This is a genomic window from Lacticaseibacillus hegangensis (assembly GCF_003946465.1).
GTDB lineage: Bacteria > Bacillota > Bacilli > Lactobacillales > Lactobacillaceae > Lacticaseibacillus > Lacticaseibacillus hegangensis.
Window position 1 is genome coordinate 1 of record NZ_RHOL01000043.1, and the last position, 21,198, is coordinate 21,198.

General features: G+C 57.6%; 19 protein-coding genes. 9 read left to right on the forward strand and 10 right to left on the reverse strand.

Translation table 11 applies throughout. The features are described 5' to 3' along the window. Nucleotides 1-327 precede the first annotated feature (327 nt). The 7 genes from EKM86_RS11185 to EKM86_RS11215 all read left to right on the forward strand — a co-directional run bounded on the left by EKM86_RS11185 (nucleotide 328) and on the right by EKM86_RS11215 (nucleotide 9,222). Complete coding sequence (locus EKM86_RS11185) at nucleotides 328-2,739, forward strand: NAD(P)H-dependent oxidoreductase (RefSeq protein WP_125758031.1); 2,412 nt, start codon at nucleotides 328-330, stop codon at nucleotides 2,737-2,739. A 192-nt stretch (nucleotides 2,740-2,931) separates the two neighbouring features. Continuing rightward, entirely contained in the window at nucleotides 2,932-3,633 is a 702-nt protein-coding gene (locus EKM86_RS11190; RefSeq protein WP_164506264.1) for a LytR/AlgR family response regulator transcription factor, read from the forward strand. Further along, complete coding sequence (locus tag EKM86_RS12615) at nucleotides 3,626-4,741, forward strand: sensor histidine kinase (protein ID WP_318530650.1); 1,116 nt, start codon at nucleotides 3,626-3,628, stop codon at nucleotides 4,739-4,741. The genes EKM86_RS11190 and EKM86_RS12615 overlap by 8 nt, the downstream gene beginning before the upstream one ends. Before the next feature lie 112 nt (nucleotides 4,742-4,853). Further along, nucleotides 4,854-6,650, forward strand: a complete 1,797-nt coding sequence (locus EKM86_RS11200; protein WP_125758035.1) for an ABC transporter ATP-binding protein — start codon at nucleotides 4,854-4,856, stop codon at nucleotides 6,648-6,650. Continuing rightward, nucleotides 6,631-8,493 (forward strand): ABC transporter ATP-binding protein, encoded by a 1,863-nt coding sequence (locus EKM86_RS11205; protein ID WP_225419412.1) that lies wholly within the window; start codon nucleotides 6,631-6,633, stop codon nucleotides 8,491-8,493. The genes EKM86_RS11200 and EKM86_RS11205 overlap by 20 nt, the downstream gene beginning before the upstream one ends. A gap of 161 nt (nucleotides 8,494-8,654) precedes the next feature. Then, nucleotides 8,655-8,876 (forward strand): helix-turn-helix domain-containing protein, encoded by a 222-nt coding sequence (locus EKM86_RS11210; RefSeq protein ID WP_125758037.1) that lies wholly within the window; start codon nucleotides 8,655-8,657, stop codon nucleotides 8,874-8,876. After that, nucleotides 8,851-9,222 carry a hypothetical protein gene (locus tag EKM86_RS11215; RefSeq protein ID WP_164506265.1) on the forward strand — a complete coding sequence of 124 codons (372 nt, stop codon included), beginning with the start codon at nucleotides 8,851-8,853 and terminating at the stop codon, nucleotides 9,220-9,222. The genes EKM86_RS11210 and EKM86_RS11215 overlap by 26 nt, the downstream gene beginning before the upstream one ends. 77 nt (nucleotides 9,223-9,299) lie before the next feature. On the opposite strand, the gene EKM86_RS11220 is transcribed toward EKM86_RS11215, so the two are convergent. Further along, nucleotides 9,300-10,220 carry a helix-turn-helix domain-containing protein gene (locus EKM86_RS11220; RefSeq protein ID WP_125758041.1) on the reverse strand — a complete coding sequence of 307 codons (921 nt, stop codon included), beginning with the start codon at nucleotides 10,218-10,220 and terminating at the stop codon, nucleotides 9,300-9,302. 69 nt (nucleotides 10,221-10,289) lie between these two features. On the opposite strand from EKM86_RS11220, the gene EKM86_RS11225 reads away from it, so the two are divergent. Beyond that, a complete protein-coding gene (locus EKM86_RS11225; protein WP_125758043.1) occupies nucleotides 10,290-11,876 on the forward strand; it encodes an ABC transporter ATP-binding protein in 1,587 nt (528 codons plus the stop codon). Nucleotides 11,877-12,069: 193 nt separating this feature from the next. Here EKM86_RS11225 and EKM86_RS11230 read toward each other — a convergent pair whose 3' ends face one another. The 6 genes from EKM86_RS11230 to rsgA all read right to left on the reverse strand — a co-directional run bounded on the left by EKM86_RS11230 (nucleotide 12,070) and on the right by rsgA (nucleotide 16,853). Beyond that, the gene (locus EKM86_RS11230; RefSeq protein ID WP_125758044.1) at nucleotides 12,070-12,627 is read right to left on the reverse strand and encodes a hypothetical protein; all 558 of its coding nucleotides are present in this window, start codon (nucleotides 12,625-12,627) and stop codon (nucleotides 12,070-12,072) included. Nucleotides 12,628-12,675: 48 nt separating this feature from the next. Next, the gene (locus EKM86_RS11235) at nucleotides 12,676-13,581 is read right to left on the reverse strand and encodes a GNAT family N-acetyltransferase (RefSeq protein WP_125758046.1); all 906 of its coding nucleotides are present in this window, start codon (nucleotides 13,579-13,581) and stop codon (nucleotides 12,676-12,678) included. A 16-nt stretch (nucleotides 13,582-13,597) separates the two neighbouring features. Continuing rightward, entirely contained in the window at nucleotides 13,598-14,251 is a 654-nt protein-coding gene (locus tag EKM86_RS11240; protein WP_125758048.1) for a GNAT family N-acetyltransferase, read from the reverse strand. 64 nt (nucleotides 14,252-14,315) lie between these two features. Then, nucleotides 14,316-15,497, reverse strand: a complete 1,182-nt coding sequence (locus EKM86_RS11245; RefSeq protein ID WP_125758050.1) for an ATP-binding cassette domain-containing protein — start codon at nucleotides 15,495-15,497, stop codon at nucleotides 14,316-14,318. Nucleotides 15,498-15,556: 59 nt separating this feature from the next. Continuing rightward, a complete protein-coding gene (locus EKM86_RS11250) occupies nucleotides 15,557-15,928 on the reverse strand; it encodes an ABC transporter ATP-binding protein (RefSeq protein ID WP_125758052.1) in 372 nt (123 codons plus the stop codon). Between the two features lies 1 nt (nucleotide 15,929). Beyond that, nucleotides 15,930-16,853: a ribosome small subunit-dependent GTPase A gene (gene rsgA / locus EKM86_RS11255; RefSeq protein ID WP_164506266.1), complete on the reverse strand. Its 924-nt coding sequence runs from the start codon at nucleotides 16,851-16,853 to the stop codon at nucleotides 15,930-15,932. Between the two features lie 543 nt (nucleotides 16,854-17,396). On the opposite strand from rsgA, the gene EKM86_RS11260 reads away from it, so the two are divergent. Next, entirely contained in the window at nucleotides 17,397-17,804 is a 408-nt protein-coding gene (locus EKM86_RS11260) for a GNAT family N-acetyltransferase (protein WP_125758056.1), read from the forward strand. A gap of 109 nt (nucleotides 17,805-17,913) precedes the next feature. Here the strand turns inward: EKM86_RS11260 and EKM86_RS11265 are convergent, their stop codons facing one another. From EKM86_RS11265 to EKM86_RS11275, 3 genes are all read right to left on the reverse strand, one after another. Further along, nucleotides 17,914-18,195, reverse strand: a complete 282-nt coding sequence (locus EKM86_RS11265; RefSeq protein WP_125758058.1) for a helix-turn-helix domain-containing protein — start codon at nucleotides 18,193-18,195, stop codon at nucleotides 17,914-17,916. Between the two features lie 226 nt (nucleotides 18,196-18,421). After that, a complete protein-coding gene (locus EKM86_RS11270) occupies nucleotides 18,422-19,690 on the reverse strand; it encodes an MFS transporter (RefSeq protein ID WP_125758060.1) in 1,269 nt (422 codons plus the stop codon). Between the two features lie 78 nt (nucleotides 19,691-19,768). Next, the gene (locus EKM86_RS11275; RefSeq protein ID WP_125758062.1) at nucleotides 19,769-21,052 is read right to left on the reverse strand and encodes an MFS transporter; all 1,284 of its coding nucleotides are present in this window, start codon (nucleotides 21,050-21,052) and stop codon (nucleotides 19,769-19,771) included. Nucleotides 21,053-21,198: the final 146 nt, after the last annotated feature.

Genomic DNA, 21,198 nt, shown 5'->3' on the forward strand with positions numbered 1-21,198 from the left:
CAGCGCCTTGAGACGCAGCCAGCAACAGGGGCTTATAGCCCCAGAGAAAACCACCCGTTCGACGGGTGGTTTTTATTCTGGACCCGATCGGGCTCGCCTTGGGCCTGCCGTCCCGCGCACCAAGCAGTTGTGGATCAATTCACATTCGAGAAGTGCAAATGCTTTCGGGGCGTCAAGACAGGGGAATATAATTTAGCTGTTAAGTGGTTGAGAAGGTTTTGTGAATGGCTCGGCACGCCTGACCGTCACCGTTTATGCGGGGTCAGCCGGGTAGGCGTTGAGCGACTGGGGGCCGCGCCATTCGGTGAGTGTGAGGAGGTAAGTTTAGTGAAGTTGTTAGCAATCGTTGGCAATAATGCCAGCGTGTCGTACAACCGGAAGCTGCTGGCGTACATGCAGCAGCGTTACGCCGGACAGGCCGCGATCAAGTGTCAGGAGATTCGCGACCTGCCGCTGTTTAACGAGGATCTGCTGCACCAGTTTCCGGCCACCGTGAAGGCGCTGATTGCCAATGTGGAGGCCGCCGACGGCATCATCATCGCGACGCCGGAGTACGATCATTCGATGACGGCCAGTCTCAAAAGCGCGATCGAGTGGTTGTCGTCCAGTTACCATTCGCTGGCCGGCAAGCCGGTCATGATTGTCGGCGCGTCATACGGCCTCCAGGGCACGGTGCGGGCCCAGATGGATCTGCGCCACGTTCTGGACGCGCCGGGCGTTGAGGCGTGCGTCATGCCGGGCTGCGAGTTCATGCTGCCGAACTGCCAGACGGCGTTCGATCAGCAAGGCGCGTTGACCGACGCCAAGACCGTTCAATTTTTGGATCAGTGTTTCGACAAGTTTCTGGCATTCATTCGCATGATCGGGCAGGCGCCCAAGGAGGAGAAAGACATGAGTCAAGGGAAAACGATTAATTGGGATGCCACCTATGACGTGGTCGTGCTGGGGTTCGGCGGCGCCGGGGCCACGGCGGCCCGCTTTGCCGCCGATGCCGGGGCCAAGGTGCTGCTGGTCGATTCCGCGCCGGAAGGCCACGAGGGCGGCAACACGCGCTACGCCGGCCAGCTGGTCGGGTCTGGGGAGGATTTTGATCAGCTGAAGGCGTACTACAAGAAGATGTCCGAGCCGATGGACCTGGACGAAGACATGATCGACACCTACGTCGACGGCATGGTCAACATGCGCGACTACCTGAAGCGGTACCTGGGCGTGGAACCGTTCAGCGTGGCGCACGACTGGGATCACAGTAAGGTCGATCTCACCGGCATGGTGCACGAGTACCCGGAATATCCCGGCAGTGAGTCCTATGACATGCTGCTGGTCCACAACGGGTTCCTGGATGCACAGCTTTGGAAGGTGCTGAAGAAGCAGGTCACCGACCGCGCCAAGGCGATCGATGTCTGGTACAGCTCGCCGGTCGAGCACTTGCTGCAGGCCGAAGACGGCACGGTGATCGGCGCGCAAATCGAAACCGACCACATCCTGAAAAACATCCGTGCAGTCAATGGGGTCGTCCTGGCCACCGGCGGCTTTGAAAACAACCGAAAAATGGTGCAGGACTACCTCGGCGTCGCGCACCTGGCCCCGGTTGGCTCGATGTACAACAAGGGTATTGGCATCAAGCTGGGCGAGGAAGTCGGCGCCCAGATGTGGCACATGCAAAACTACGAATCGATTGGCCTGCTGCACGGCCTGACCCTGGCGACCAAGCCGGGCGAGCGCGGCCTGCTGCAGCGCTGGCCGCACATTGCGAACGGCAGCGTCTTTGTCGCCGGCGATGACGGCAGCCGTTACTTCAACGAGGCCGAGGCCAACCGGCACGGGCACATTTACTATCACGGCGACTGGAAGGTGCCAGTGGCCAACGACCACCCGCACCTGATTTTTGACGCGACGCAGATGGCTGCATTCAAGCAGGCAGGCGTCACCGGCGTCGACCTCGATGCCGTGGCGATCAAAGCGGATTCGCTGGCGGATCTGGCCAAGCTGATCGGGGCCGACCCGCAGATTCTGACCAAGACCGGGGAAAACTTTGCCCACTTCATTGAACTTGGCGAGGATTACGCGTATGGCCGCGACCCGGCAACGATGCGGGCGTTCGATGACGGTCCGTACTACGCCATCGCGCTGGAGCAGATTATGCTGAACACGCAGGGCGGTCCGCAGCGCAACACTCGTGCCGAGGTCCTGGATCCGGCCAACCAGCCGATCCCGAACCTGTATTCCGCCGGTGAACTTGGCGGGATCAACGTCAATAACTACCAAGGCGGCAACAACATCGCCGAGTGCTTGATCTGGGGCAAAATCGCTGGCGAGAATGCGGCCCGGCCAAAAGGCGGCGCAAAGGCTGCGACAACCAACCAGCCGGCGGCAGCCACTCCGGACGCGTCGACAAGCGCCTCTGAGCACCAGGCAACCTCCAGCGTGACCGCGTATTCGCAGACCACCGCAACGGATTATCCAGTTGGCCCGGATCAGTACATTGGGGTGAGCGACAACGGCATGGGCGACCGCCTAGTGGTGCGCGTGACCTACAAGGATGACAAGATTCAAGACGTCGAAGTCCTGCAGCAAAGCGAAAGCGGGGATGTCGGTCTGAAGGCCATCCAAGAGCTGCCGGCGAAAATGGTGGCAGCCAACACGCCGGAAGTCGATGCCGTGTCAGGCGCATCGGTGACCAGCAACGCCTTGAAGGAAGCGGTGGCCCAGGCGGTGGCGAAGGCCAAAGGCGAGCAGTAACGTGTCACCAATATTGGTGAGTTAACGGCTTATAGTTAGCTACCCTGGCGGAGGACTTTCTCTGTAAATAGAGAGAGTCCTTTTTGCTGTCGCTTTTGCGCCCGATAGTGGGAGTTCCAAAATTAAGTTGGCAGCGTTCCCGAATCACCGGTACAATGGAGTGAAGATTAGAAAACAATGAGGGGGCGCAGCATGCAGGTTGCGATTGTCGAAGATGAACCGACCACGCAAATGGCCATCACGACCGTTTTTCGTGCGGCTGCTGAGCAAATGGGCGACTTGCAATGGCAGTGTTTTGCCAGCGGCGAGGCGCTGCTTTTTGCGCTGCCTGAACATACCTTCGACTTGGTCCTGCTGGACATTCGCCTGGCTGGCATCGATGGCATGACGACTGCTAAGAAGATTCGGCAGAAGGATGCCGACCTCCCGCTCGCGTTTTTGAGTAACTACGACCAGTATGTCTTCGACGGCTACGATGTGTCGGCGATCGGCTACCGGCTGAAGCCGCTGACTTTGGAAAAGTTGCTGCCACTGCTCGCCAAGGTGGCCAAGGCCAAGCTGCAGCCGGCACTGATGGTCCAAACGACCGCTGGCCTGGAGAAAGTGTTCTTCTACGATGTGCGCTTTATCGAGGTCCAAGGGCATGATTGCTTGCTGCACCTGCAGGAGCGAGTGGTGATGGTGAAGCAGCCGCTGAGTGAACTGGCGGCCCAGCTGGATGACCGCTTCGTCAAAACGCACCGCGCTTACTTGGTCAATTTAGGGTACGTCTCCGCCTTGGATGGGGCCCAGCTGACGCTGAATGACGGTACCACGCTGCCGGTGGCGCGGGGGCAGAAGCAGGCGGTGCGCCAAGCACTGCTGGCCCATTATCGGGGGTTGGCTCATGAATGACGCAAGTGTTGTCCTATTAACATTCGGCCTTGGGCTGCTGCCGAGGCTAAAAGCCAAGTTCTGGCTGCAAGGGCTATTGGCAGCGCTTGGCGCGGCGCTCAGCTTTTGGACCCCTTGGGGTGGGTTGCTCGCCGTTGGCCTGGCCGGCTGGGCGTGCTGGCAGCGGCGCGAACCGCAGGACTTCCTGATCGCCGCGGTGCTTGTCGGCGCCTGTGCAGGCAGCTTTTGGGCCAGCATTTGGCCGCTGGCTTTGGGCTTTACCGGGGGTGAAATGATTCGACTGGCGTTTAGTGAACGCAATGTCGTGCTGATCGGGCTGGTCGCAGGCTTAGACTGCCTCGCCCTCGGGGTGATATTGACGACCAGCGGACTGTCCCTCTTGTTAGGCTGCGCACTGCTAGTAGGCGTGGGCGGGCTGATGACCTATATTCATCAGTACCTGTTCCATGCGAATGATGCCGAGGTGGCGCGGTCGCTTGATCAAATTATGGCAAGCTACGTCAAGGAGCTTGATGACCTCTATGCGCGGGTGCGCGGCTGGCGGCACGATTACCATGACCACCTGCAAGTGCTGAAGGTCCAACTGGCACAAGGCGACACGGAAGCTTCCCAGCATTATCTGAACCAGCTGGAAGACAAGCTCGATGAAATCGATACGGTGGTCCACTCAGGCAACGCGATGCTCGACGCGGTGATCAATTCCAAGCTGACCATCGCGTTAAACGCCGACATTCCCATCGACGTCAGTGCGTTCGTCGGTAACCAGCCGCTGATCGATGATGTTGATATGGTGGTGATCATCGGCAATATTTTGGACAACGCCATTGAGGCGGTAATGGAGCAGCCGAAAAGTGAAATGCGCAGTATGCGGGTGTACATCGCCATTATCAAGCAGCAGTTCTATATCAGCGTCACCAACTCGCGCCGCGCTGACCAGCAGATCGACCCGGAGTATGCGTCAACGAAAAACGACCGGCGCGGCCTGGGTATTCGCCGCGTCAATGCGCTGGTGGCCAAGTACCATGGGGTGATCAACCGCCAGTATGAGGACGGCGTCTTTGCAACTGAGGTGTTGCTGCCGCTGCGCAATGTCACCAAAGCAAAGTGACCATTCAGGGGCGAATTTGAACCGTTCGTGCGAGAAACCTGGCACGAGCGGTTTTTCCTTGTAGGATAAGCACCATAAGCTTGAGCCATTATTTACGAGGGAGCGGAATCAAATGAGAAAAAAACCAACAGAGTCGCTGATGCACTGGTATCGGCAAGAGGCCAAACCAATGCGGTTTACCGGCCAAATGATCATGATATTGCTTTGTCAGCTGGCGACGACCTTGCTGGCGGCTGCGATTCCAGCGTGGTTGGTGCAGGCGTTGGTTGCGCACACGACGATCAATCACTTTGTCCTGCTGCTTGTCGGTTTAATTGGCGCGCAAACCCTGATTGGCTGGGTCTTGCCCGTGACGAATGCGATGTTGCTCATTCGGCAGATGCTAGTCAGAACGCTGATGATCGTGTCTGCCCAGCAAGACTATATCGAAGGGCCGTATGAGCGGATCCTCGAGCCCGAGTACCGCGAACACAGGCAGCGGCTGATCGCGTATGCCATCTACGGGGACGACGCTGCGGGCAGTAAAGTCATCGTGCAGGAAAGCGCGTTGCTCAACGCCGCAGCCATCCTGATCATCCTCAGTGTGACCCTAGCTTATTACGTCTGGTGGATCCCGATTGTTGCCATTGCCGCCGCCTGGGGGGCGAACGCCCTCATGCAGGGATATCGGCGGTACATCCGCGCTCAGCGGGCACAGACAGAGCAGATGTGGAATCAGCAGAGTTACATCAGCAACTCGGCCTACGAGGAGAAAAACGGGAAGGATATTCGCCTGTATCACATGGGGCCGTGGTATCAGCACCGCTATCACGCCTTGATGCAACAAGAGCTGCAGTTTCGCAAGCAGCTGGGGCACCGCGAGCTGCTCGCCAAACTCGGGGGCACCTGGCTGAACGCGGTAAGGGACTTACTGATTTACGGCGGGTTGATTTACATCTTGTTCAACGGCCACGTGTCGCTTGCCGTTTTCACCTTATTGTTTGGGCTGGTTGGGCAGATCGGCCAGCAGATGACCGCGCTGTTGACGAATTGGAGCGAATGGCAAGTCTCAAAGCGTGATCTGAGTGAATTCGCGGAGCAGGCAATGCCGCCGGCAAAAGTCGCTGAGCAACCGGTACCGGGCTTGACGCCGCCATACACCATCAGGTTTGACCACGTGACCTACACGTATCCGCACGCCAAAAAGCCAGTGCTTAAGGATCTGAACTTCACGATTCCGGCCGGGCAGAAGGTGGCACTGGTCGGCCTCAACGGTGCCGGTAAAACTACGCTGACGATGCTGCTGATGGGGCTTTTGAAGCCCGAGCAAGGGACGATTTATCTCAATGAGGTGCCGATTCGAACCGTCCCTGACCTGCAGCTGCGCGCGCAGTTTGCCCCGGTTTTCCAGGATGCACTGTTGTTTGGCCGGACGCTTCAGGAGAATATCGAAATGGATCTGCCGCATGATGCCAAGCGGCTGCAGCACGCACTGGCCCTTTCTGGACTGGCGGACACGGTTGCTCAGCTGCCGCATGGGGTGGCCACCCAGCTGACGGACAAGCTGCACAAGGATGGCGTCAACCTTTCCGGCGGCCAACAGCAAAAGCTGATGGTGGCGCGAGCGCTGTACCGCGACGCCCCGATCCTGATCTTGGATGAACCGACTGCGGCCCTTGATGCGATCGCCGAACGTGAGCAGTATCAGGCGTATCAAGCGATGGCAACTGGGAAAACCAGTATCTTCATCAGCCACCGCATGGCCTCGACCAAGTTTGCGGATAAAATCTTCCTGCTGCAAGGCGGCCAGATTAACGAGGCAGGCACTCACGCCGAGCTGATGGCGCAAAACGGTGCCTATGCCAAGCTCTATCAGGTTCAGAGCCAATACTATCAAAAGGAGGTGACCCATGATGAAGAAATCTTTTGATTATTTCCGCTTCATTCAGACGGTGTCACCATGGATCTTACTGCGGTCGACCGTTAATGCACTCTTGAGCACCGCAGTGCCGCTCTTAGTCGCCACCTTGCTGGGCTGGCTGCTGAATGCCGTGACGCAGCAGACAGCGCTGCGGCCGCTGATCATCCAGCTGGCGGTGTTTATTCTGCTGATCGCCGTCGTCACTTCGCTGCACCTAGCCAGCGCGGTGAGCTATGAAGTCGCGACGCGGGATTTTGAGAATCGGATCAACGAGCGCACCACCGCTAAGTTGACGGATGTGTCCAACGAAACCTTTAACGATCGCGACTTTCGGGCGCAGTACGCGGCGGCCTCCAGCGGCTGGATGTACACGGGGAGTTTTCACTCGTACTTTAACGAGATTTTGATGAACAGCCTGAACCTGGGGGTGGCGGTGATCGCGGCGGCCGTGGTCTTGGGGCCCATTGTGACCGCTAAAGCAACGCAGCCGTGGCTGACTGGCTGGCCCTTCGTCCTGGCGCTGGTCGCCATTACCGCGGTTGGGATTGGCCTCTCATACTGGCTGGTGCTCCGGTCCCAGCGCTATCAAAAGCAATTTTATGACGTCAATATCGGCGTGAACGACCAGATGAACTATTATCTGAACGATTTGACCTGGCCGTACGAAAATGGGAAACATCTTCGCATCTATGATCCGGAAGATCGGACCGTTGCGCACATGCGTCAGGCGCAAGAGGCGGCCAACACCAAGACATCCCAGGTTTTCTTTCGGATGCACGCCATGATGCATGCCGGCGATGCCTTGTTGGTCCTGCTATCTGGAGGCTTCTACCTGTTGATCGGTATCAAGGCGCTCAGTGGGGCGCTGCCGGTGGGGATGGTCGTCTTGGCGGTCGGGTACCTGACGCAGTTGATGCGCGCCCTGGCGGCCTTCATGAGCCAGCGCGCGTTTCAGAAGACGACCGAGCAGGCGATGGATGATTACATCAAGTTTCTCAACTATCCGGACCAGCCCGCGACTGGCTCCATCCCTGTCGAAAAGCGGCAGGATCACAAGTTTGAGATCGTCTTTCATGACGTTTCCTTCCGTTATCCGGGTGATAAGCAGGACGCCGTTTCGCACGTGAGCCTGCGCTTCAAGGTCGGCGAGCGGCTGGCAATCGTGGGCCGCAACGGCAGCGGCAAGACGACGCTGATCAAGCTGCTGCTGCGCATTTTGACGCCGACGTCCGGTACCATCACGCTGAATGGATTCGACATTCAAAAGTACAACTTGGCCGAGTATCAGCAGCTGTTTGCGACTGTGTTCCAAGACTTTCAGCTCTTCGCGTTTTCCGTCGCGGAAAATGTGGCCGTTTCGCCGCACCCCGATCGTGAACGGGTGTGGCAAGCACTGACGGTTGCCGGGGTGGCGGACCGGGTCAAGGCGATGCCGAAACAGATTGACACGGCGCTGACGCGCAACCTTGATTCCGGCGGCGTCGATGTTTCCGGGGGTGAGGCGCAAAAAATCGCCATTGCCCGGGCGTGGTACAAGGACGCCCCATTCATCATTTTGGACGAGCCGACCGCGGCGCTGGATCCAATTTCCGAATATGAAATCTATCAACACTTCGACCAGCTGGTTGAAGACAAGACGGCCATCTATATTTCTCACCGCATGTCTGCGACCCGCTTTGCCTCGCAAATTGCGGTGATGGCGGCCGGGCAGATCGTCCAGATGGGCAGCCATGAGCAGCTAATGGCGCAGGACGGGTTGTATCGTGATCTGTTCAACGCCCAGGCGGCTTATTACACCGAAGATAAGATCAAGGCCGAGCGGGCGAAAGGCGAGGCGGCGTTTAATATTTAGCCAGATTTGAATTTGATAGTTTGATCTTTAGCGCTGTGAGAAATTGTGTATCATGATATGATAATGTATATCAGATGGGGACATATTGTCACCAAAAGCCGTTGTAGCGCGACATACAGCGGCTTTTTTGTCGGTAGAATCAAGAAGAGGTAAGAATCATCATGAGTAAGACAGTTGACTATCAATGCCTGATTGTTTTCTGCCCACGTGCTTACGTTGAAGAGACTGTTGACGACTTGAATATGACTCTGGCGGAGTTCGTTAACCGCCTCGGGGTCTCAAGCAAGTTGATCAGTCATTTGATTGATGGTCAGGATAGTGTCAGTGTTGCAACCGCTGATAAGCTTGCCCATGCAAATGGGGGCTATGGAAACCCGGCTTAACTTCCAAGTCCAGTACGATGCCGAAATAACTGAAATCAAGAGCTCTCATGAAGTGCCAGATAAGGCACAGTTAAGTTTGCTGCCTAATTTTGGTTGTAAACAGACTACCAGTGGCCGGCTGTTGCTCAACATGATATTTTTTGATCTAGGGGATGATACCATGGCGAAAAAGAATAAAGCGATAATCATAGTCGAAGTTGACTCAGTAACCAAGACGCGGGCTCGTAAAGCCGCTGACTTGCTTGATGAGGCGACGGCGCGTGCCCACGATGAGATTAGCCGTGGCGAATACGACAGTTTCGATAGTGTGGATGACTGGTATAAGAATCTAAACAATGAAAAATAGACCTTTATGAGTGCTTTAGACACTCCAGCGTAGAGCCCCCAAGGCCGCACCCTTCACAGTGTGCGGCCGCTTTTGTTTTATCTGGCTTCGAGAAAATCATCCAGGGTGGCGTGGCGCTGCGCCAGTGCCTCATTTAAGCCGGGAAACTTGGCGAGGTAGGCAGGCGTGTCCAGCTCCGCCAGGGCGGCTTTCGGCATTGCCTTCAGCAGCCTCGCCACCGCCCCAATTTCCTGATCGCGCCACGCGTCGTGGACGTTAAAGCTGCTCAGGATGTGTCGCCGATTGTCGATCATGCCGTCCGCCATGACGGGTTCGTTAAAGTTGCGCCAGGCGGTGATCATGGGATCCGTCGCTGCATACACGGCGCTGGCGTCTGGCAGCGCGGCGGTCAGCTTGGTCATGAATAGCCGGACCTGTTTGGCGTCACCAGGCAAGTGAGAGAGCGTCTGCCAGCGGCTGACGACCTGACTTGCGGCCTTTTGCCGACCCATGAACAACAGGGTGAAAAGGCGGGTGTGGCACCACGAACTGGCCAGCTGCTCATAGCGCGGTAGGTTTTGAAAAACCTGCAGCCGCCGCCAGATTTTCTCCGCCTGCTCAGGAAGAACCGGGATCAACGGAATCATCGCTTCGATTTGGGCGAGCGTCGTCACCGGGGCGGTCAGCGCGTACCGAGTGATCGCGGCGCGTTCCGCCTCTGTCAGCGGCCAGTCGCCCCAGGCGGTGTACTCGGCAAGTGCCTTGGCCAGCACCGGCGGCAGCGGCTTGGCCTCAGCCAGCGCAGCCCCTTGTTCCTGCTCCAGCAGCGCGGCGAATTCATCGGCCGACAGGTGCAGCCGCTTCAGAATGGGAAACAGCAGCTCCGCCTTGAGATCATTGCTGCCCGATTCGAGCCGGATCGCCTGACGCTGACTGAGCAGACCATCATACAGGCGCGCCTGTGGCATGCCCTGGCCCAGTCGCACGGCTCGCAATAGCTTACCAACTTCTCCTGCCACTTCTGTCACCTCTTTCGCGTTGCGCTCAGTGTACCAGATACACTGACAACATGAAAGGACGTGGTTCACATGATGATCAACGTAAAATGGGTGCTGCAACGGCTGCCGCACTGGGAAATTGTCTTATTGCTTATATTTGCGCTACTGGGGAGTTTTGAAGGGGTGTTGAACGGGTTCGTGCTGGGGCGGCTGCCAAGCCTGACCCAGGCGACAACCGCCCAGCGTTATCAGTATCTTGGCCAGGCGCTGGTCGCGTACGCCGGGACGTACACCTGCTTGTTTATTTTTCAGCTGCTGATCCAAGATGCGCTCAGGCGGCTGAACATTGCACTGAAAGAAACGCTGCTGACGGTCAGCTTTGAGACAAGTGAGGCCCCTTCGGCCGGGCTGAATCGCCTGACCAACGATGCCGCGCAGATTCAAGGTCGCTACTTTGAGGTCATCCTCGCGATTTTGTCCGCCGGTTTTGGCGCCATTACAGCCGCCATATTCGTCTTGGTGACCAATTGGATGATGGGACTCATCAGCATCGCCTTTTCCGCGCTGACGATGGTGCCAATGCTATTTGGCCAGACCAAGCTGGCGGCGTTGGGTAAACGTTGGAGCACTGCCAATGCGGCCACCTTGGCCGCCGGCAGCGACTGGCTCGAGGGTCGCGGCGATCTGGTCCAGTACCAAGCGGCGGGCAGTTTTTTCGACCGGGTGAAGCAGCGGCTGGCCGTCAGTGAAAAACGGCTTCAGCAGCAGACCAACGGCCAGCTGCGCGTGCAGTACGGCAACTGGATGCTCACCGTGCTAACGCTGATTGGGCCGCTGGCGATCGGCTTTTGGCTGATCCATGTGGGCGGCTTTGGTGTTACCATTAGCGTGCTGTTGACCCTGCTGCTGTCGGTCGATCATGTCACCATGAATATTCGCATGCTGATCCAGTACTGGAGCCAGCTGACCGGCACGCGCGAGCTGCGACACCTGCCGCAAGCGCCAACGCCGCTGCTCAGCCAGCGCACACCGACCCGAGGTAAGGGCCAAATCGACCTTCAGGGCGTGACCATTGCCTATGGCGACCAGCCGATTCTCGCCGCAACTGACATGGCGCTGACTCCTGGCACCAAACTGCTAGTGTCTGGTCCCTCGGGCAGCGGCAAGTCAACGCTGCTGCGCGTGCTTGGCGGCTGGCAGCAGCCCACGGACGGGCGCGTCCTAGTGGATGGTGAAGCGCCAGCGCCGGCGAAAACGACGTACATCAACCAAACGCCGTGGGTCTTTGCTGGTACCGTACGGGAAAATCTGACGCTGGGCCAAACGTTCACCGATGACGCGCTGCTGGCTGCGTTGAGCCAAGTGGGTCTGACCACAGAGCTCGGGGATAAGCCGCTGGACCGTGTCATCGCGCCTGATCAGGCCAGCATTTCTGGCGGCCAGCTTCAACGCCTGGCACTTGCGCGAGGCCTGCTGCGGAAGCGCCCGGTCATGCTGCTGGATGAGATCACGGCCGGGCTGGACGACCGAAACGCTCAGCAGATCCGCAACTTGATCTATCATTTGCCGAACACGATTATTGAGGCTGCGCACCACTTTGACGACGCGCAGCTGCAGGCGGATCACGTGCTACATTATCAGTTAACGCCGGCGCACATATTGGCCCCCATGAGCTAATATTCTTAATCCAAGCATGGCTTCGAACAAATTTCTGCCTCTAAAACAATCGCCAGTCTCCGAAAATGGAGGCTGGCGATTTTGATATAAGTTGTCGCTGGTTGATGCGAGGCCAATCAGGCCTTTAGCCGCTATAAGAAACAGCTTGGCTGGCACAGAATACCGTGATGGCCAAGCAATACGCTGAGTTACGTTAGTGCTGAGGGCGAATCGAGATGGCCTTGATGTCAGAGTTGTACGCGACTGGCAGCACGACCCAGGTGCGCACGGTGACCTTCGAATGAAGACCAACCCGGCTCAACTCATCCCAAGTGGGGTCGTCCAACAGCAGGTGCTTCCCCTTAAAGTAGCCAGTCGTGATCTGAACGTCGATCACGCTGTCGCGAGGGTTACCGGAGAGGTTAAGCGCAGTGACCTTACCGCTGAACTGGGTTAGATGCTGATACGCCAGGCCGCTGACGCCCAGCGCTAATAGGAGCGCAAGCGCGCCGATCACTTTTCCCAGTATCGCGCGGCGCAACAGAAGGCCCAACGAAAACACGACCACTGAAAGAATGAACATCACGAAGAAAAAGGTGCCAAGCCTTGGAAACAACTGCCACGTCATCAAGTCTTTTTCAGCAGAGGCGTCTGCAATGGGGAAGACTTGCCAGGGAACGATTGTTGGTAAGGTGAGGAGGGCAGAGATGGGGATGGCGAGGCCGCTGCAGCCAAGCAGAATCTTGGCGGGGTTAAAATGAAGTTTTGGCATCTCATTCCTCCAAAGTGGCATCACTAACAATTCAGGCAATGTTGGGGGTTAATCCTTGAGCGCCCAGCGGCCAGTCGGCGCACTGAGGTAAAAGGTCTCGGTCAGCGGCTTGAATCCCGCCTTGCGGTAAACGTGGTAGGCGGCGGGATTGTCGCTGTCGACGTCGAGGCGAAAGTCTTTGTGGCGCGTGGCTGAAAGCTGGCCCATCATCAGTTGGATGAAGCGGCTGCCAAACCCCTGATTGCGATAGTCTTTGGCAATAAACAGCCCGTAAAAGTAGTCGTAGTCGTCCAGATCCACCGCACAGTAGCCGATGGGCTGGCCTTGGTAGTGGCAGACAAACGAGGCGACCGCCGGGTCAGTCCGCGCAACTTCAAGGTAGCGTCGCGCCTGGTCTTCGTCAGTCCCGCTTTCGTCTGCGAAAGCTTCCATATACAGCGGCAGGAGGGTCTCAATGTCGCTGCTGGTCAGCGGGGCGACTGTGAGCACGTCATCGGTGGCTTTGCCGCTGCCGGCAGGCGCTATCAGACCAATTTCGCTAGTGGAATCTTTTACTAGTTGCGTCTGCTCCAAAAATTGGGGATGACTGCTCAGAAAAGCGGCTTCGGTCGCATATTCACATTTTTGATAGCCAGCTGTCTGCAGTACTTTTCTTGCCGCCTGCCACAGCGCGGTGGCAACACCTTGCCTGCGGTAGTCTGGCAGCACGCGGATACTGACGTCCACCACGCCATCCGGTCCTGGCGCGTCATCGGCATACAGCGTCAGCAGGCCAACCAGTTGCCCCGCGGCTTCGGCGAGGAAAAAGGCCGGCATAGTCTGATCGAAGTTAAAATCGTTCTCGAGGTACGGATCACGGTGCGTGCCGTCCGCGGCCTGCGTCGCCTTGATCAAGGCTTTGGCCGCCGCGGTTTGGGCCGTGGTCAGCGTTGGTGTTTGAGTGATTTGCATCATGGTGCCTTCTTTCGGTTTACAACTTCAGCAAGTAGGTGCGTTCGCGATACGATTCGGCGATAGTGTAGTCGGCCATGGCCGCCTCGGTGAAAAAGGTGACCCACTGCGGATACTGCGGCAAGGCTTCGACGCGCCCGGCCGCTGCCGTGAGGACCAGCTCCTGGGTGCCCTCGTCCAGCGCCCATTTGGCCTTGGGGGCCTGGTAGCTTTTCGGCGTGGCCAGCGCCCGCCAGTTATGCGCGATCCCCCGCCCCCCGAGGCTCTGGTACAGGCCGTTAGCGGCTGCATCGCTGCGGGTGAAGATCTCGACAAAATCGGCACCGGCGGTTTTCAACTTGGCCAGGCACGCCTTGAGCAGTGCCCGCCCAATGCCTTGCCCTTGCGCAGAGGGGCTCACCGCAAACACTTCGATGTAGCTGCCGCGGCCTTGATGCTGCACGTAGAGATCGTGCTGGGCGCGGTCGTCGTTGAAGACGCCCGCATCGATGGCACCGACGACGAGACCGTCCATGGTCGCAACAAGCGAAATCACAGTGCGATAGTCGTCCGCCTCGCCGAACGCATCGCGCTGGTCGCTGATCTGATCGCGGAACTGGGAGTGCATGTAGGCCAGCGCGACGGTGTTGAGGTAGGCTCGTTCATCGGCGGGTTGGTAGGGCCTGATTTTCATAAGTATCTCCTGACTGGTGGCTGACCGCTCGGGCCGGTCCAATTAATGTTTTTATTATACCTGATTAAGCTGACGGTGAGTCCAGCGTTAAAATGCCGTCTAGCCGCTTGGCCGTCGCCGCGGTCAGGTGATGCGTGACGCTGATAACGGTCAGCGGCAGGCTGAGGGTCAGCTCGTCGATGGCCACGGCAGAGGTAGGGTCAAGGCTTGCAGTGGCCTCATCGAGCAGCAGGACTGAGCGATTGGCCAGCAGCGCCCGGGCAATCGCCACGCGCTGCTTCTGGCCACCGGAAAGATTGGTGCTGGCAAAGTCGACTTTGGTGTCTAAGCCTTCTGGCAGGGTGGCAACAAAGTTTGTCAGGCCAACCTGGTCGAGCACGGCCGTGATTTGGCTGGCGGTGGCTTGCTGACCGAGCAACAGGTTGTCTCTCAGCGTGGTGTTAAACAGCAGCGGCTGCTGGTCGACCACAGCAATCTGTTCGTGCAGGGACCGCGGCGCAATCGTCATCAGCTCCTGGCCGTCAAACGCGATTCGACCGGCAGTGGGGGTGAGGCTGCCGTCAATCAGCTTGAGCAGGGTGGACTTGCCGATGCCGCTGGGTCCCGTGATCGCGTAATGGCCGCCGGCGCGGAAAACGTAACTGACGGCGGCCAGCGTCGGCTGGTTCGCGTCCGGATAGCGGAAGCCGACACGGTTGAGCGTTAAGGCTTGGTGCAGCGGCGCAACGGGTTGGCCAGCCGTGTCGTCGGTGGTTGGCACGTCCTGGTACTTATCCAAAAGCGGCTGCACGGTTTGGCGCTCCGCCAGGTTTTCGGTCAGCCCCATGACTGAGCTAAAAATCGCGCCGGCCAGGGATTCGCTGGTGGAGAACACGCCCAGTGGCACTTTGCCCTGCAAGTAGAGATAGCCGGTCAGGCCAAGCACCGCCAGCATGCAGGCCGAAACGGCCCCTTGGTTCACCGAGTAAAACAGATTACTGGCCTTGGCGTAGGCAACGCGTTTTTCGGCGCGCCTTTTGCCGGCTCGCTGCACGCCGGCCGTTAACCGCGGCGTCTGGTTCAGCATCAGCAGCTGGCCGAAGCCGTTGAGCAGATCCGTCGCCACCGTGGTCAGCCGGCCGTTTGCCGTTGAGACGGCGGCGTTGGCGGCGTTCATTTTTTTCGTGAAGAAGCGGGGAACCAGCAGCATCAGCAGGCTCAGCGCGAACACCAGAACAGTGAGCGACCAATTGTAGTGCAGCAGCACGCGCCGCCGATGACGACCTGCAACGCCTGCCCCGCCGCCATCCAGGTGTTCTCAAACCCCTAATCGTTAATGGTCGAAAGGTCGTTGGTCAGCCACGACACGTACTCCGGAACGGGCTGCTGATGGAACTGCTCAGCGCTGGTGCGCGCCAGCCGCGTGGTGATGTCGCGCCGCACGCTCAGGCCCATCGCCTCATTGACCGCTGTTTCGGCCACGGGCTCAAGGTAATGCTGCAGCGAAAAGAGGGCCAGGACGATGGCGGTCGCCACCAGCCACATCAGCGTGCCCGATGCCGAGCGGCGGCCTAGCGCGGTGAGAATGTTTCCCAGTGTGATGGTGTAGGCCGTGTTGAGGACCGTGCCGGCAACCAGGAGGGCCGAGACCAGCAGCCCCATGCGCCAGTGACGCAGAAAATACTGATTAAGGCGCATTTTAACGCACCTTCTTCGCCTGGTACTTCAGGTAGGCCTGATAAGTGGCCTCAGGCAGCGTGCCCGCCTGCACTGCGGCCTTGACCGCGCAGCCCGGCTCGCTGACGTGCCGGCAGTTGCGGAACTTGCAGTTGGCCGCGAGGGCCTCGAGCGGCGCGAACTGTGCGGCGAACCCGGCACTGGCCGCGGCCACGCCCACCGCCCGCATGCCTGGGGTATCGATGAGCCGAGTCCCGGTGCGCAGGACGAACAGACGGCGATTGGTCGTTGCGTGGCGGCCGTGCGCGTCATTCTGGCGAATCGTTTTGGTGAACAGGGCCTCGCCGGTCAGCTTGCCGACCAGGGTGGACTTGCCGACGCCGGATGAACCGATGAGGGCCAGGCACGCGTTGGGTTGAAGCAGCCCCGCCAGCTGCCCGGCCGGTTCCTGATCGGCGCCGAGCGTGTACACCGCGGTTCCTGGAAAGGTCGCGGTGAGCTGGGCGGTCAGCTTGGCCAAGGCGGCGCCGCTGATGAGATCCGTTTTGGTGATCAGAAATGCTGGCTGGGCGCGGCTGACCGTGGCAATTGCGTGGTAGCGGCGCAAGCGTTCGAGGTTGAAGTCGTGGTTGGCGCTGGTGACAATCACGACTGTGGTCAGATTCGCGGCGATGGCCTGGCCGCCGGACTCGCGAAAACGGCTCGACGTGCTGCGGGCCAGCAGGCTGGTGCGCGGCTGCATCGCTGTGATGCGCACGCTGCCGGCTTGCAGCGTGCCGCTCACCCAGTCGCCGACCACCAGTTGGGTGTGTTGCTGCTTAAGCGTGCGGCGAAAATTGCCGCTGAGCGTTGCCGGCAGTGTCTCACCGCCTGCGAGTAGGTCAAAACGGTCCTGGGCCTGGAAAGAAACCTGGCCACGGACAACAGTTGAATCAGTTTTTATCAAATGAAAGCCTCCAAAGAATCTTGGCACAAAAAAAAGCAAGCCAACACGAGTCGGCTTGCTGCAAGGTCCTCTAGAGGCGAAAATTAATGGTTAGAGCTTGTCCCCAGGGAGGCTACGCGTCAGCCGACGCGACACGATTAAACTTTGCGATGTTACCGTCTTAAAGTTTGTCATCATGGGTTGCCTCCTTGTGAAGATTTTATTTTTGATGGGCTAAGCATATAACTTGGGTTTGGAAGTGTCAACAAAAAGCGCATATGGGTCAGAAGCGGCAATAATGTTCAGAATGACTATCCGGGTGTACGTGGTTCATCAGGCCAACTAATCAAACTCGTCAGCCTATGCAGTGGCCGCCTACGTTCCAGCAACACCGAGAATACTAGCGACAGAGCCAACACAGCCTTTGAGAAGAAGGCCGTGTTTGTGAATTAGAGGCGGGTAGCAGGGAGACATAACCTGCCATTGATTGATTGGAATCGGTAAGGCACACTGGTTTTATAAGTGTGGCGGTGTTAATCGATCACCGCAGACGGAGGCGTGAGCATGATTACTTATCACTGGCAGGTTTCACCTGGAAAAGTTGACTTCAAGCCTTTGTATGAACAAAATGGCTGGACTCGCTACCTCGATGATTGGGCTAAAACAGAACGCGCAATTCGGCAAGCGGCCAGCCTGGCTGCGCTCGAAGGGGAGCAAGTGTTAGGACTCGCACGCGGTGTCTCAGATGGCGAGACGGTTCTGTATCTCCAAGATCTGCTGGTGCTGCCAGAACGTCAGCATCAGGGCATCGGTACTGCACTGGTTAAGCAAATGCTGGGTCGGTTTCCCAACGTTGGCCAGGTAGTGTTGATCGCCGAACCGACGGCGCAGGCGCAATCCTTTTATCAGCAGTTCGGGTTTAAATCAGTGGGCGCTCAATACGGCAATGCGATGGTTCTGGACCGACGGTAAAAAATAGGCCTGCAGCTTCTTCATAGGCAGCAGGCCAAACGACAACTTTTGCTGGATTCCTTGTAGTGATACCCTTCTTGTTATCAACTGAAATGACTAGAGGGTTGTTTTAAACAATCTCGATTTTTACTGTTTTTCCCAGCGCCACAGCGATTTTAGTCATCGTTGCAACGCTAGTGTTGGCCCCTCGTTCGATACGGGCGATAGTGGCTTGTGGGACGCCGGAGCGCTGCGCCAGTTCACGCTGTGTGACGCCCGCAGCCTCACGGGCCTGCATAATCGCAGCGGCGCTTTCCAGTGACGCCATCTGCTTCTCATATTCCGCTTTGAATTCTGGATCTTTGAGGTCTTTGTTGATCATGTCATTAATTTTGGTAGTTTTTGCTGTCATCGTTTTTCCTCGCTTTCGAATTCAGTCCGAATTCGTTTCGCCCAGTGCCTTCGGGTAAGACAAGATAGAACGTTATGGACGCATCATGGTCATTCGGCCTTGTGTAAGATTCGAACTCAGCCTTTTTCGATGGCTATCACGATAACATATATATCATCAGAAGGTAAACCTATGGCCTTGTTCAAACTGGTTAGGCCAGCCCACATGAGCATGATCAGCAGATTAATTACCCAGCGTCTGGGGTGGTCTTGACCGGCGACTGGACCAACGTGCGCAATGTGGGTCGGCCGACCAAGAAGATACCGGCAACGGCAGCGGCCAACAGCACGCCAGAAACCAGGAAAACCAGGCCGGCATCGGCGTGGTCAAACAGCACCCCGTAGAGCACGGTGCCGACGGGCGTCGTGACCTGAGCTAATGAATCCAGCAGAGAGAAGACACGTCCTTGCTGATGTGCAGGGATGCGGGTTTCAAAGTAGCTCAACAGCGGAATCTTACCGACGGAAATCGAAACGCCTAACAGTAAGGTCGCGGCAATCAGCAGACTGGAGAAACCGAGGAAGCTGTTGTGAAACAGGTCGATGCTCAGCCCGAGCAAGGCGAGGACGATGGCAAAGCCGGTCCAAGCGAGAAAGACGGGGCGGAAGAATTTTCCTTTGTAATTGATCATCGGATAAATGATTGACGCTAAAATCAGGCCGACTGGTACTGCCACCTCGATGATTGCAATCATCATGGTGTGGCCGGCGAAGTAGCGAACCATCAGGTATGGCAGGCCGACATCCAGCGAGGCAAACAGCAGGTTCAGCAGCAACATGCCAAAGGCGAAAAGCAAGATCAGCTTTTGGTGCCGCAAATAGCGCACCGTCGCGCCAAGCCAAAGACTAGTGTCCGCTTCTTCGTCAGCCTCGGACATCGCGATTGCCTTTTTGTGCATCGGAATCGCAATCACAAAAACCAGCGCCAAGGCTTCACTCACCATTTCCAGCCACACGAACGTGGTGACTTGAAGCAGTTGGTACAGCGCGCCTGCAACCAGCGGACCCACTAATGAACAAAGGGCAGTGAACGATTGATCCAGGGAATTGAACGTCGTCAACTCGCCTTCATCAGAGGCGATATGCACGGCACTGGCGAGTAGTGCGGTACCGTACAAGCTATCGCTGAGTTCAAGAAAAACGTTCAGCGTGCATACCGCGATGACGTTCGTGGTGCCGCCGCTTTTGAGATAGATAAAGAAGGCGGCCAGCGCGGCGATACTGATCACTTGCGAACAGAACAAGACGAGCCGCTTGTTCAGCCGATCGACCAGAACGCCCAGAAACGGGCTGGCGACGATGGAGATGGCTGAACTGACCATGACGACCAGGCCAAACGCAGTGGCGCTCTTAGTTTCTTTCAGTACCGCAAGCGACAGGACGAAACTCAAGATAGCACTGCCCAGTTGCGAAAAGGTGATGGTTCCAATCAGTGGTAGTTTTATGCTTTGTTTCATGATATGACTCTCTTTCCTCAATGCCGACGTAACCGGTTTACGGGGGATGGCGATCCGGTTTTGCCAGAGCTTTGACGATTAGGCCTCGGCTGCCACTGCCTCGGTGTCCGGCCATTTGATGGCACACAGTGTGGCGGCGATGACCATGAGTGCCGCGTAGCCGCCAAAGACGATCCATGCGGTTTGCGGTGAACTGAGGTTGGCGATGCCAAGGAAAATCACGGTGCCCAGCGGTGCGCCGACAAGGGAAGCCGTGTCGATCACAGAGGAGGTCGCGGCCAAGTGCTGGTCGTCGATCTTACCCATGATCATGCCTTGCAGGCGCGGGTTGATTTTGCCGATTGGATAACTTGCAACGATCATGCTGGCCAGCATGACTGCCGGTTGCTGCCACCACACCATGTTGATGGCAAAAACGACCAGTGACCCCATCGTGATGCCGGTCAGGGCAGCCAGCGGAACGTGTTGTAAGCCGTCGTGCATGAATAAGGCCGCCAAGGTGATCGAAAGTGCACCCACGATGTTGACTGCGGCGACAGTCGTGCCAAACGTGCCGAGCCACAGCGCTTTCGTGTTCGCCAGAAGGACTGAGGTGAGGCCGTCCATTGAGGTGCCAAGCGTGTTCACGCCCATCGCCAGGAAAACCATGGCGAAGATTGGTTTCTCTTCGTAGAGCAAGGCGAAGGCGCGGAAGATCCCGGTCTTGACGTTTTCGGCCGGTGCGGCCGGGGCCTGCACCTTTTTGGCGTGTTCGTCTGAATCCGCCTGGGTAAAGGCGTGACGGTCATGCCACAGCACGACGCCAGCCAGCACGAAGCTGATTGCGTTGATCAAGCCGAACAGGGCGAAGTTGTTGTGCAGGATGAGAATCAGGCTCGCGCCGAACGCTTGGAAGACCATGGAGATCACGTTGCGAATACCGCTGCTGAAGCCCATGGCGCTGGCGTACGCGTCCTGCTTGATGAATGTTTTCTCGTAATGCAGCAGCAGGCCGGAGGTGAAGTTGGCGATCAGGTCGGAGCTGAAGTTGATGGCCAGCAGCAGTCCGAAGGTGAGCAGGGTGCCCGGCTGGCGAATCAGGAAGGCCAGCCCAACGTACAGTAGGCCTTGAACGACGCGCAGTCCGACCACCAGCTTGAAGCGGCGCCGCGGGTCGGTGTGGTCCGCCCAGTACCCGTTTAGGATCAGGAACAGTGTTGGCAGCAGGTTGATGATCGACACCAGCGACAGGGCCAGCGTTTTGAACGGTAGCGTCTGCGCGTAGATCAGGAAGACTAGGTTGAACAGGACGGAACCGATGGCACTGAGAAAATCGGAATTAGCCAGCGCGCGGAACTGGTGATTAGCAAGATATTCTTTCATGGTGAAGACCTCTTTTCTGATGGCCCAAGCATAGTTGACAGAAGAGGTCGTCCCGGTCAGAATATGCATCCTGGATTATTCACCTCGGTATTTGGGACATGAAATCGCATCTGGCCGGTCTGAAAGCAACGTTTGGAGCGTTGCGA